This window comes from Sporosarcina sp. CAU 1771 (assembly GCF_054482775.1).
This window is the reverse complement of the sequence record NZ_JBTLRN010000002.1, coordinates 244,330-258,245: the sequence shown is the minus strand read 5'-3', so window position 1 is coordinate 258,245 and position 13,916 is coordinate 244,330. Positions and strand designations below refer to the sequence as shown.

At 44.1% G+C, this 13,916-nt stretch carries 10 protein-coding genes; all 10 read right to left on the bottom strand.

What is annotated here, in order from left to right; all coding sequences use genetic code 11:
• Positions 1–25: 25 nt before the first annotated feature.
• Entirely contained in the window at positions 26–1,300 is a 1,275-nt protein-coding gene (locus ACXYMX_RS03830; RefSeq protein WP_459042901.1) for a nucleotide sugar dehydrogenase, read from the bottom strand.
• Positions 1,301–1,436: 136 nt separating this feature from the next.
• Positions 1,437–2,621 carry a S41 family peptidase gene (locus ACXYMX_RS03825; protein ID WP_459042900.1) on the bottom strand — a complete coding sequence of 395 codons (1,185 nt, stop codon included), beginning with the start codon at positions 2,619–2,621 and terminating at the stop codon, positions 1,437–1,439.
• A 1,390-nt stretch (positions 2,622–4,011) separates the two neighbouring features.
• Complete coding sequence (locus ACXYMX_RS03820; RefSeq protein WP_459042899.1) at positions 4,012–4,815, bottom strand: nuclease-related domain-containing protein; 804 nt, start codon at positions 4,813–4,815, stop codon at positions 4,012–4,014.
• A gap of 398 nt (positions 4,816–5,213) precedes the next feature.
• Complete coding sequence (locus tag ACXYMX_RS03815; RefSeq protein ID WP_459042898.1) at positions 5,214–6,122, bottom strand: DMT family transporter; 909 nt, start codon at positions 6,120–6,122, stop codon at positions 5,214–5,216.
• A gap of 28 nt (positions 6,123–6,150) precedes the next feature.
• On the bottom strand, positions 6,151–7,755 hold the full coding sequence (locus ACXYMX_RS03810) for a gamma-glutamyltransferase family protein (protein WP_459042897.1): 1,605 nt from the start codon (positions 7,753–7,755) through the stop codon (positions 6,151–6,153).
• Positions 7,756–7,781: 26 nt separating this feature from the next.
• On the bottom strand, positions 7,782–9,089 hold the full coding sequence (locus ACXYMX_RS03805; protein ID WP_459042896.1) for a uracil/xanthine transporter: 1,308 nt from the start codon (positions 9,087–9,089) through the stop codon (positions 7,782–7,784).
• 128 nt (positions 9,090–9,217) lie between these two features.
• Positions 9,218–10,786: a polysaccharide deacetylase family protein gene (locus ACXYMX_RS03800; RefSeq protein ID WP_459042895.1), complete on the bottom strand. Its 1,569-nt coding sequence runs from the start codon at positions 10,784–10,786 to the stop codon at positions 9,218–9,220.
• Between the two features lie 162 nt (positions 10,787–10,948).
• Positions 10,949–12,253 (bottom strand): efflux RND transporter periplasmic adaptor subunit, encoded by a 1,305-nt coding sequence (locus ACXYMX_RS03795; protein WP_459042894.1) that lies wholly within the window; start codon positions 12,251–12,253, stop codon positions 10,949–10,951.
• Complete coding sequence (locus ACXYMX_RS03790; protein ID WP_459042893.1) at positions 12,246–12,941, bottom strand: hypothetical protein; 696 nt, start codon at positions 12,939–12,941, stop codon at positions 12,246–12,248. Before ACXYMX_RS03790 ends, ACXYMX_RS03795 begins: the two co-directional genes overlap by 8 nt.
• Positions 12,942–13,404: 463 nt before the next feature.
• A complete protein-coding gene (locus ACXYMX_RS03785) occupies positions 13,405–13,857 on the bottom strand; it encodes a transcriptional regulator (protein WP_459042892.1) in 453 nt (150 codons plus the stop codon).
• Positions 13,858–13,916: the final 59 nt, after the last annotated feature.

The window sequence follows — 13,916 nt, the reverse complement described above, 5'->3', positions numbered from 1 at the left end:
AACGTAACTGACACCCGATGTGTAATCAGTTTTTGCTATCACCAAGTAAATGATGATTGTACCCTGCCGCTGTCCATTCGTCGCGAGTAAGGATATTTTTTGTATCGAAAATGATTTGATTCGCAAGATGCGGGCTGATCATTTCGGGTGTTAGGTTTTTGAATTCTGTATGATCCGTCACGATGACAACGATGTTGGCGTTATCTAGTGTTTCTTCGAGTGTTAGTCGTTGAGTTGGATGCCCCAGTTTTTTAATGTGTGGGTCATACGATGTCACGTCTAGATTTAGTTTCAAGAGCTCTTCAATGACTGTGACCGCTGGGCTTTCGCGCATATCGTCGACGTCGCCTTTAAAGGACAAGCCAAGAACAGCGACTTTATTGCCACCATTTGCATGGGCTTCAAGCATTTTTTTCGTTTGTTCGGCGACATATTCAGGCATTGCATCGTTGGTGTTGCGTGATTTCTTAATGATTTTAGATAGTTCCGGCGCTAATTCAACGACGAACCATGGATCGACCGCGATGCAATGTCCACCAACTCCAGGTCCAGGTGTGTGAATGTTGACACGTGGATGAAAGTTCGCAAACTTAATGGCTTCCCAAATGTTCACACCAAGTGTGTCTCCGATTTTCGCAAGTTCGTTGGCGAACGCAATGTTCACGTCACGGTATGTGTTTTCCATGACTTTAACGAGTTCTGCTGTTGTTGCGTCCGTTAAATGAATCTCACCTTTGACGAAAATCTTATAGAGGTCTTTCGTCATTTGTGCTGACTTTTCATTAATTCCCCCGACGATTCGGTCGTTGTTAATGAGTTCTTCAAAAATCTTCCCTGGAATCACTCGTTCTGGTGAGTGAGAGACGAACAGTTCTTCGCCGAGTACTAAGTTGGCTTTTTGAAGTTCTGGTAGCATAACGTTTTCAACCGTTTTCGGTGGCACAGTTGATTCAAGAATAACGAGTGCTCCCTTTTTCAGGTAAGGAACAACGGATGCGGTTGCCGAGCGAATGTATTCAACGTTTGCCGTTTTGTCCGCGTTGATTGGCGATGGAACGGCAATGATGTACGTATCCGCTTCGATTGGCGTTGTTGAAACCGTGAAATACCCAGCATCTGTTGCTTTGTTTAAGCGCTCTTGCAATCCATTCTCTTCTATATGAAGTTGCTTGTTTTGAATCATTTTAACTGCTTCTTCGTTTATATCTACGCCATGAACGTGAACACCGTTGTTTGCAAACATAATCGCTGTTGGCAATCCGATGTAACCAAGTCCGATGACACATATTTTCTTGTCCATGTTGAACTTCCTTTCGCCTGCAAGTTGCAGGTGTGTAACCTTTGCCGCAACGCGACGTTTTCAGGCTACCTTCCTTTTAGTAGAATACATCTGTTTATTATAGCATAAATTGACGGTTCGGCCAGTCAGCAAGTGTTTATTTTGCGACAGAATTGGAGGTGATCCGTGTGTACTGACCCGACTTCGTTCGCTTGCCGTTCAAACGTTTTGTTTCGGGATTTAGTATGACCATATACTCCTCATCCAAACTAAGTGTTTCTTGCGCTGTGATGCTGATTGACTGATAGTCGGATGCTTGTGTAAACGTTATTGGGACAGCGCTTCCTCCCAATCGAACGAGCTCCACTCGATGAGACGATTTGGAACCTTGAAAGTTCGTTGGTTGCGGAAGATTTATGTGAATCGCAGCACTCGGATTCGTCATTTTAATCGGTGCCATTTGCGTATACCGTTGTTTTTTGAGGACTTTCTCTAGGGCGATGCCATGAGCTTTTGTTAGTTCTTTGCCTATATCGGTCGGTATATCCGGAGCGATCCCGATTTGATTCACCGTAGTGCCTTTAGGTCCTTTAAATTCACCAGTAGTTAGTCGAAGAACGCCACTTCCACCGTTCACACCAAGTTGAAAGAAGGACTGAATCGTCCCTTTACCAAACGATTTTCCACCAACAAGTGTCGATGCGAATTCGTCTTTCAAGGAGACAGCTACAATTTCTGAAGCGGATGCGGAATGTTTGTTAATTAAAATATAGGTTTCTTTCGGAAATTGGTTTGTGTACGGCGTCGTTGGAACAAGTTTGTTTTCTTCTCGCGTGTATATGTTATACGCATTTTTTGAGCCTTGGAAAAAACCAAGTAACTCTTCCGCACTCTCGACGAATCCACCTAGGTTATCCCTAAGATCGATGATTAAGCGTTGGGCTCCCCTATTTTTAAGGCGCGTCCAATGAAGGTCGATTGTGTTTTCCATTTCGGTCGAAAAGTTGCTAATTTTTATATAACCAATATGTCCATATAACGTTTTCGAGGACACGGCATTTGTTAGTCCGCTAGACATTAGTATACTGTCATCGGCCGGCATATGTTCTCCGATCGCTTTCAAGTACGAGTCAAATTCGCTTTTGGTCATGTAGTAGGAATACGTATCAAGTGCGTTAGTAACTTCTTCGATCGTTTTCATAGAGTCCAGATTCGCTGGAATTTCCTTGTAATAGTAGTTTTCAACGTAAAATTTAACCTCATCGAGCGTTCCCGCGTGTGCAGACGGTGCAAGGATGAAAGATAGAATAATAGCTAGGAACACCGCGTTCAGTTTCTTCATCTGTGAATCCCCTTTGTAGGAATGTTTTCTTCAATATAGTATAGACCATTGAAGGGAGTTTCGATAGAGAGATGTGAATTGATTTTTGGTGGATTTGTGAGGGGGATGGTGGAGTTGGGTGACTTGACCGCGGAGTTCGTGGGGGCGACGGCGGAGTTCATCGACACCACGGGGGAGTTCACGCACAACGGCGAAGTTCGCAACATCGACCGCGGAGTTCAACAACGCCACGGGGGAGTTCACGCTCGACGGCGAAGTTCACTACCTCAACCGCGGAGTTCATGACGGCAACGGCGGAGTTCAACGGCGCCACGGGGGAGTTCACGCTCGACGGCGAAGTTCACAACATCGACCGCGGTAGTTCGTGACGGCGACGGCGAAGTTCAGCGGCGCAACGGGGGAGTTCATGCGCGACGGCGGAGTTCACAACATCGACCGCGGAGTTCGTGATGGCAACGGCGGAGTTCACAACATCAACCGCGGAGTTCGTGACGGCAACGGCGGAGTTCGACGACACCAACCGCGGAGTTCGTGACGGCAACGGCGGAGTTCGACGACACCACGGGGGAGTTCACGCGCGACGGCGAAGTCCGCAACCCCGACAGCGGAGTTCGTAACGCCAACGGCGGAGTTCGACGGCGCCACGGGGGAGTTCAGACTCGACGGCGAAGTTCACAACATCGACCGCGGAGTTCGTGATGGCAACGGCGGAGTTCAACGACGCCACGGGGGAGTTCACGCTCGACGGCGAAGTCCGCAACCCCGACAGCGGAGTTCATGACGGTAACGGCGGAGTTCACAACTTCGACCGCGGAGTTCAACAACACCACGGGGGAGTTCACACACGACGGCGAAGTTCACAGTCCCAACCGCGGAGTTCGTGGGGGCGACGGCGGAGTTCAACGACACCACGGGGGAGTTCACACATGACGGCGAAGTTCGCAACCTCAACCGCGGAGTTCACCAACGCCACGGGGGAGTTCGCGCTCGACGGCGAAGTTCACAACCTCAACCGCGGAGTTCAACGACACCACGGGGGAGTTCACACACGACGGCGAAGTTCACAACCTCAACCGCGAAGTTCGCAACCCCAACCGCGGAGTTCAACGACGCCACGGGGGAGTTCACGCGCGACGGCGAAGTTCGCAACCTCGACCGCGGAGTTCGTAACACCAACGGCGACGGCGGAGTCCACCAAACCAACCAAATCAAAAACCCCTTTTTCACAAAAGGGGTTTGGGCCAATGATATGTTGTTGTTCGATTATGACCCGTTTTTCTTAATTGAAGTTGATTAAGCACGAAATAGGCTGCGTCTTTATTCTTCAGGTTCAAAAAGTGTCGACACTCTTTGTTGGTGATGCTGTCTTTGACTAATGTAAACCAGTCTTCTACATTGCTTTGATACGGGTTATGATCCAGCGCCTTACACCGAACCGAGTACATTCCCAAGTTCTACGCGTTGTGCGGATGAGTTTTGCGTGACACCCTTTGCAATACAGACCTGGATTCAGCGCCGCCGGGTTAATTCTAAAATGGCTGCACAGCGGAAATGGGTTGAAGGGCCGTTGTGAATTTCTAATTTTGTTGGCGATTTGGCGAAGCTGATTAGGAGACATGATGTTGGGGTTTGCGCTTTGTTCTCTCACAACTTGGGGGAGTTGTTTTGCGTAGTAAATCGGTGTGTGCACTGGCGGGATTTTTACGTTTGTTTTGGAGTAGGCCAGTATAATCGCACCTGAAGATTTCAATGGGAATCCGTTAGTTTCCAACCAAACATCTAAATCTAACATGTTTTTCTCCAGTTGATAGGCCGGACAATTAAAAAAGTGAACTGCGCCATCGTCTAATGTACGCTGTAATCTTGGAGGTTGATCCAAAAACTCTAGTGTTCCAGAGATGTTCTTGATTTCTAAAACAAATATGAATGAGGTTGTCATAATAAGCGTGTCGATTTGAATGAAGTTGCTTGGTGAAATTTGAAGTTCCACATCCGTTAGTATCTCAACCGGACCGCCGAAATGGGTTTTACTCAAATGCCTGTCCGCTTCCCGCTCACCGCCATACCCACTTTTCACACGATGATAATCCCCTTCCAGCTCTTGGGCAATTGGATCACGTTCGTTTAATCTTGCAATCAACCTTGGTATCGCTTCAAGAATAATTGGTTGTTTTCGTAATATCGCTAATGTCATCCACTCCTTCCGCCCTAATTATATGACTTTTCTAACAACTATTCAATATCGAACTTCATTGCTTTAATCCAAAGCTCTGTTGCTAATAATATCGATAAAGTTTATTAAACAATCGTGCTGTTGTTTTCCATTTCAGACCCAAATTGCGTTAGATAAAGTTCAATCTTTATCCACGCAAACAACCTGGAATTCAAATTGACCAGCGTAGAAGCGACAAGTGTGAGCCGAAGTAGTAAGACCGTCAGCGCTCTTCTGACGGGCTTACTACGAAAGGCCATCACCAAGCGCCGAAGCGATATCTTCACACCTTCCACTCCACTTGATAAAGAGTATACAAATTCATTATCAACTATCAACAGGGCAACCTAGCATTGCCCAACCCGAAAAAAAGAAGCCCACTAAACAGGCTCCTTCGCTTTCTTTCGTTGTTTCCATAAATCTTCTGCCGCCCCGGATCCTAGAACTACGCCGACAATGATGAATAGGAAGCCTATCAAATGACGGAACGTGATGATTTCTCCGAGGAATAAGACCGAACCGATGAGTGAAAACATCGTATTTAAGTTAATAAAAATTGCAGCTTTGGACGGTCCGACTTGGCCGACAGAGTAGTTGTAAATTAAATGACCAACCGCTGTGCCTAGAACCGCACTTGCAACGAAGCCCAACCAGAAGATTGGCGGTGCTGCAAAAAACACGGTGATTTCGCCGGGTTCTTGGATGAAACTAATTGCGAGTAGAAAGAAACTACCAATGACGAGCATGTAGGCAGTTAACAATCGTGGATCGAGTGTTTTTGCTGCTTTCGAGATCACTAAAAAGGACAGAACTTGCGCGATAATGGAGATGAAAATGAAGGCATCCCCCGTAGCTAAACCGCCTACCCCACCACCCGCAAGTACGACGGATCCCACACCGATAAGACCGAGTATGAATCCAATCCATTGGATATTTGAGGGCCTGTTTCGAAAGATGAGCGTTACGGATATTGCCGTTAGTACTGGACCGGTCCCTAGTATAAGTCCCGCATTCGTTCCTGTTGTTTGTACGAGTCCCATGTTCAAGAAATAGTGATGTAGCACAACGTTTAAGAGTGCGCCGCCAATGACATATTTCCACTCAGAACGCGTCGGTAAGCGAACGAGTTTAAATCCCGATAAGATAATGAATACGACTATGCCCGCGAGCATAATTCGAAATGCGGTCATCGTAACGGGATCTACGATTGTAAGGAGATATTTTAGAAGTGGAAGGTTGAGCCCCCAAATGAGCATCGCTGTCGAGAGCAATAGATAAATTTTTACCATCCGAGAACCCCTCCTTTTTTACATGATCTTACCAAACTGCAATCGCTCCATCCGTTCTTGATTCTGTCCCGCCTGACAGGACACCTGTTTCAGGGTTCCGCCAAATAATCTGTCCTCTTCCAAATGACCCCGTTTCCAGAGTTGGATGAATTTCATGGCCCAAACGCGCTAAGGCTTGCGCCAAATGATTTGGAAAATTCGGCTCTACGTGGACAGCTTTGCCTTCCATCCATTGCCAACGCGGTGCATCGAGTGCCGCTTGCGGATTCAATTGATAATCGATCGTATTAATCGCAATTTGGAAATGCCCTTGCGGCTGCATATATCCGCCCATGACTCCGAAAGGTCCAACGGCTTGTCCGTTTTTGGATAAAAAGCCTGGGATAATTGTATGATACGTTCGTTTGCCTGGTTTGAGCGCATTTGGATGTTCGTTGTCGAGCGAGAAATCTGCGCCTCGATTTTGAAGTGAAATCCCTGTACCCGGAATAACAATCCCTGACCCAAAGCCCATGTAATTGGATTGGATAAAGGATACCATATTTCCTTCTCCATCCGCTGTTGCTAAGTAGACCGTTCCACCTTTTGGAAGATCCATCGGCAACGGATGTTGTGCTTCTTCTGTAATTTCCTGCGCGCGTTTTTTTGCATAGTCTTTCGATAAAAATTCTTCTACGCTAAGTGGCATATCAGCCGCTTCTGTAATAAATGCTTTGCCGTCTGCGAATGCAAGTTTCATCGCTTCAATTTGTTCATGCAATGTTGACGTTTCGCCCACTTTTGGTGGATTCATTTCAGAGAAAATATTGAGTGCCATTAGCGTTATCATCCCCTGCCCATTTGGTGGGATTTCCCATACGTCATAGCCCCGGTAATTTGTTGAAACCGGTTCGACCCATTCTACTTTAAACTTTTCTAAATCGGACTTCCGTAAGTAGCCACCGTGCTTCACCATGAAGGCATCCATTTTGTCAGCGAGCGATCCACGGTAAAACGCATCCGCATTTGATTCGCCGATAAGGCGCAGTGTTTCAGCATGACCGGGTGATTTCCACATTTCGCCGATTTCAGGTGCGCGTCCGTCTGGTGCAAATGTTGCAAACCAATTGTCGAATTCTTCTGTTGTAAATATGGTTTTATATTTCGCATACGCACGTTTCCAATACTTCCCTAAAATTGGGGTGAGTGGGTAGCCTTCTTCGGCGTACCGAATTGCGGGTGCCAGTGTTTCAAGCAACGATAGTTTGCCGAATTTCTGAGAAAGCTCCGCCCATGCCGCGGGAACTCCAGGGACTGTAATCGGGGTCAATCCGTGTACAGGCATCGTTTCATGTCCAGCTGCTTTTACTTTTTCAATCGTTAGTAAGTCTGGTGCAGGACCCGATGCATTTAAACCATGCAATTTGTTGCTCACCCAAACGAGGGCAAATGCATCGCCGCCAATTCCGTTCGATGTTGGCTCGACGACAGTTAACGCAGCCGCCGTTGCGATTGCTGCATCAATTGCGTTGCCGCCAAGACGCATGATTTCAATTCCGGCTTGTGCCGCAAGAGGTTGCGATGTGGCTACCATTCCATTTTTGGCAAATGACGAATGCCGTACTGCCGGATGGGGATTGTATAAGTAATCCATTTTCATTCCCACTTTCATTTACGTAATTAATTAGATGGTTTCAATTTATTTTTTTGTCCCTGGAAATAACTAAACTCGGAAATGAGCGCCACCAATATCCCCATTAACATCCCGTTGGATAGAACTGGACGTAGAAGATCTGGAATTGTTGAAAAAACAGATGCGGGAAGCCCCATAATCGCTAACCCAATAAGCGAAGGTAACGCAATTCGGTACACCGTTTTCGGCTCAAAGCTCAAGCCCTCAATGTTGCGAAGTGCTGAACCAAATAATTGCAAATACGCGACGAATAAAACCGAATGGCCCACACTTTCTGGGATTGTTGAGAAAAAGGAACTCAGTTCTGGAACCATGCCTAAAACGATGAATAACAAAGCACCTACGATAAATGGCGCTCGTTCACGAATTCCTGTTGAATTCAACAACCCTAAAGATGACGCGTACGGTGCATACGGAACAAGCCCTAAAATTCCAGATAGAACCGACATCGTTCCTGTCACGAAAAACGATGCACGGTATTGCCTAGGCGTTGTTGTTTTCTCGAAAACGTCTTCCGCTCCTTTTAACGTGGCAATTGTATTCGTTGTGTTTAATAAACCCGTAATGACGACCGTTAAGACAATTCCCCATTCAAATGTAGGATTCCCCCAAGGAAACAATGTCAGTATTGGAGTTGTTCGAATGCTTTCAGCCGCTTCTACTGGAAATAAAAGAACAGCAGCAATCCATCCAGTCGTCATTCCAATGAGAAGGTTTAAGCTACTTATGATTCCCTTGCCATTGACATGGAGGAGCAGTGTGAATACCGCAAGCAAGATTGAAAAGCCCGCTACTTTCAAATCGATTGTTTCATTCGAATTGAGGCCGAGCATTCCTTTTAAAAAGATCGTAATGAGTTGATTTGACAAAAGGAGTAGGAAAACGAACATCACAACTGGCGTAAACCACTTCTTTAAAAGTTCCCCCATACCAAGCAGGCCAAAAACGGTAACCAACACGCCTGAAATGATGACTCCAACGGCAATACTTCCACCGATTGTCGACAATTCCAAGTTCAACGTAGTCGCAGTAGCGCCCAAACTTAAAAGAACTCCCCACCACAGACCGGATTGCCCTTCCATTAATGCCAATCGATGCCCTACAAAACCTTGTAAGATACAGGCAATTCCTGTGAATATAAAGGAGCGTTGAATGGCAGAGACAATTTCAATTTGCTCTAACTCAAACGCATTTCCTATTGAAATCGGAATAACAATTGTATTGGCAAACATAAAAAACAACCATTGAAATCCCGCTAGCATTGTAATCGTTGCTGGTAATTTATTTGACTCCATCCAATAAACCCCTTTTACACGAACTCTAACAATTAATTATACAGGATTGAACGGCTCTTAGGGATGAAGGTTTACACTTCCTGCCTTTAAAACCAAAATAAAGCCACCCACAATAGGCGGCTTCACTGTTACAATCCAGAATTTCTATGAAAATTTTGTACGACATGATGCGCTGGATCATACGTTTTGAGCGTATATCCTTCTTTCAGTAGCCACTCAATAATATGTGGTAAAGCAATCGCCGTTTGCGAACGATCGTGGAGGAGAACGACGATGTCTCGATCGCCTGAATTATATGCTCGATTCACTCCGTTACGAACATTCCGCGCAATTTCCACATATTGTTTATCCGAATAACGCCAATCGTTAGAGTCTACATCCCAGTCCCACATTTTAAGTTTGTTCTTTTTCATCTCGTTTACCATTGAAGGCGTGACATGTGGTTGGCTGCCATACGGGACACGAATCAGCGTAGGGTTACTGCCCGTTAACTTATGAATGAGTGTCGAACCGCCCTTCATTTCATTCATAAAAGAAGTCGAAGAAGCGTACACTTTGTTCTTCTCGTGCGTCATACTATGCGACCCGATATAATGGCCCTCTTTTGCGATTTCCTTTACGATTCCAGGATATGCATTCATCTGTTTGCCAAGGAAGAAAAACGTCCCCTGCACGTTGTATTTTTTTAAGATTGCTGCATTTTTAGTAGTGATAGGATTTGGTCCATCGTCAAAAGTTAAATAGACAGTTGCTTTCGATGCTTTTACTGGCGGAACAGGTTTTGGGGCCGGTTTCGGAATGGGTTTTGGGACAACCGGTTGTTTTAATAGTTGTACATGATTCGCGTAAGCGGTTCCTCTTAAACTTTTGTAGGTGTCGCTATAGATACGAAATACATTTACTTCAGGTACATGGTCAAAATGAAATCCAAAGCTCGTCGTAATGAATGCAATGTCCACATACAGCGTATTGTTCATTGGAAAAATCGGTGAACCTGCTACAGGATTGCCATCGAGTAAGGTTGCGCCCGTTTTCTGATTGTACGACAACACATGCTTGTTTTTCGTCGCTTGAATCGTGTCGCCTTGTTTAACTTCTGCGTATAAATAAGTCATTAACTGATTGAATGGGACAACGATTTTGCCATTTACGGAACGGATATCTTCATTCGCAAACCCCAACAGACGATCATGAAGTCCAATCGAAGGTTTCGCTAATTTCAGCGTTTTCCTAATATGGTTTTCGTATTCGATTCCCTTTAGACTTTTATAACTATCGCTAAATATTCTTGAGAGATTAAATTCAGGAAAATATTCAAAGTGAAATCCGTAACTTTTAACAACGAATGCAAGGTCCGCATGCAATTGACCTTCTATATCCCGGAGCGGAGCACCTTCGATTTCCTCCCCATTCAAATAGGTAATTTTCGTTGCGTTTTCATAGGCGATGACCTGACTGTTTTTGGTCGCGGAAATTTGATCTTCATAGGTGACTTCCGCATACAGGTTTTTCATTAGTTTATCAAAAGGAACGAATACTTTCATATCTACTTCATGAATTTCAGTTTGAGAGAATTGTACGATTCGATCATGCAATCCGATGTACTTGTTGGTTTCGTCGGATGCCACCCCTTCTTTCGAACCAACTATCAATCCAATGGCTAATACCACACAAAGTGCTATCAATCTCTTAACCACATCGTCCGCTCCTTTTCCAAATATTCTATTATATGCTTCTATTGTACCATAATGCTAGTCTTCTTAAGTTGTTATTCTATGAATATTCGTGCTTTCACTCCATATTTCTCACTATTTCAAAATCCACAAAGAAAAACCCCACGAATTTTCGTAGGGCTGCTGTTAGTTCATCGTCATGTAGCGCAAATAGTTTCTCCAACCAAAAGTGCGCCACTCATTTTTCTTCGGCATATAAGAAGGGAACGGCATGAAAACCCTCGGTGCGTAGTCATATGAATGCACGAATTGTCCATCGATCGCTACATCACCTAATTGAGGACCTTCTGTAAGTACACTTCGTTCTAACCAATCAAACGGGGTAACTACTTCTACTTCAACCGGACGACCAGAATCATCGAGTAGTGTCACGTATTTTGCGTCTACGTCTTTCATGTATACCCAGTCTTTCTTAACTGAGACGGCATCCACTGCATGGTCGAGTATGACGGATCCATAGAGCTTCTGTCCATATGGCATTAGGTCGAGTTCTACTTCAACCGGAATCCGAACTTCGTAATAGGCGAGCGGATTTTTTAATTTTAATGGCTCCGGCGTAAGCTTTTTAAATGCATCGAGTACCTCGCCATCCTTGGCCGGCACGGTAGAAACGGATTTCACAGTACCTTCCATGAAATCTCCTGCTTCCTCGTCGCGGACAAGGACACGCAAGCCCGTTTCAAGTTCTTTCCATTCATTTTCCACTGCGTACGTTAAAAATTCTTTTTGTGAACTATTTACTTCGATTGCAAGCGTCGGTCCGAAACGGGTTACGTTTGAAACAACCCCTTCGACCGGGCTAATAATTGCCGGACGCAACGGATTTTGAGCAAGTTGGGCCTCAAGAATAACGAGTTGCCGATTTATGTCGGCCAATTCTTGTTCAACGGTGGCAATCGCCTGCGCATATCCCCCGTCCATTACTACGTCTACACCCACATCTACATTCAACCCAACTTCAACAGTTGTTTCTCCAGCTGTTTCTGTTACGTTCTCTGTTTTATTGGAATTGGCTGCGCTGTTCGTTTTTGCTTCTGTACGTTCCAACTGCAGATCCAAAATCATTTGTGCAACTTCAGCTTCTTGCACTTTTAATATAGCGTATTCCGATTCCCAAATGTTTTTCTGACTTTCAGAACGTTCTACATTTAAAATCGCGAGTTCATCGCCGATTTGTACGACATCCCCTTCAGTTACAAGCCAGGAGTCTACCGTATCTTCTTCACCTACATAAACGGTGTACGTTTCGACTGGTGCGATAAACCCCTCTTTTTCGAGTTGTTTACTAAACTCGCCGCTTGTCATACGCTCGTACTCATTTACATAGACTGATTTAGAGATGATACTTTTCTCACCAAACAATAAATAGAGATTGACGGCTAGAAATGAGCTGACTGCAATCGCCACAGAGATATTTAGAAACTTATTCATTTCCAACACCCCCTCCTGTCAAATAGTTAAACAGGCCCTCTTGTGGAATAAAGCCGACGGAAGCGGTTAGTACCGCTAGGAATAAATGAATGCCAATTAACACCCAAAGCAGTTTCACCTTATTATTAACTTCTATATATGTAGCAATAAATTTATATTGAAGAATAATGATGACCGCAGTAGTTAACGTTAATTGATTAAAAAATAGAATCAAAAAGTCGTTTTCCATGAATGTCATTGCCAAGGGGCCTAATGATAAAAAGGACACGCTGGCAGTTGCGCCTTGCATTGCAAACACGATAAAAACAAGTGCCTTTTCGACAAGAAGTAAACTTGTCATTAGCAATTGCAGTGGTAGGACATGTTTATAAGGTATATTCGCAACCAAACTTATGATATAAGCGAAAGCGAAGAAATGAAACGACATATAGATCAGTGACCAGCCAACAGTTGCAAAAAGAGATACAAATCGAGCAATTGTATAATCTGCTGTACTCATTGTCGTTAACAACGGGGTCATCGCTTCTGTCCCCATCCCCCAGAATTCACGGATTGAAAAAAGGACAACACCTATTAAGAAAACCAAAACAACTTGCAACTTAAATCCTCGAAATGAGGAGGATTTGAGCTTATTCGCTAAATCGTCCGGATTCATAAGGAAATGCATAAAATTAAAATGAACAAACATAATTGCAATCCCTCTCTACTAAATAATTATTAAACAAAGTCAAACAACGAAAGACTCGTTCAAGACACTAGCTTTACCTTACCAAATTACTAGAGTTTTGTAACGTATAAGCCAATAAAAGGCATCGATAAGTTTAAGTTACAAACTAAAATCTTTATGACTAACTTGTAAGCTTTTTGTCCATCCTTATTAAAAGAGGTCTATCTGTCAACCACCAACTCTTTTATTTCCCGGGAAATCGACAAAAGGGGTAGATTCTTATGAAGGAAAATGAAAATTATAGACTAACGTGGCAAGATTTTATTTTCGGGTTAACCGGATCGACAATATGCGTTGTTATCCTACATGTGTTCACGAGTTGACAAGACTTATCTAACAACAATATTAAATCCGGGCAACATAAAAACACCTACCGTTTACATCTCAACGATAGGTGTTTTTTATTTTTCCTTATTCAAAATGTTTACATCCCTTTCGTCAGTTCGACAAATAGTTGTTTGTTGCCTGTTTCAAGCGCATAATCAATCATTCGCACCCTATTTTCCTTCTCCATTACCACAATGAGTTCAATTACCTCGGACGGGACTTCTACTACTGGATTGACATCCACTTTTACTTCCATATCAACACTCCCTTCCATTATCGTATTTAAGTGCGTGTGAAGATCCGAAATAAGGAGTAGTTGATAAAGTGGTAATCGAATGAAACGATTCCCTCGTTGAAAAACAAACACCTCTCCGAGATTTTCAACTTGTAAACTTTTCATGTTAATGATAATTTCTTTACCTTCAGCGGGGATAAAATGAAAGAGTTCTCCACCTTTAATGATTGAAAAGTACTGATAGGCAAATACCAGCCGAAGCCGATAATCTTTTTGACTTGTAAAAAACGGGGTCATCCGCTGGACAGAAAGCATTTTTCTTCTCTCCCTTCACTATGAAAGCTTATTACTATTCTATCACATTTTCAACAGTT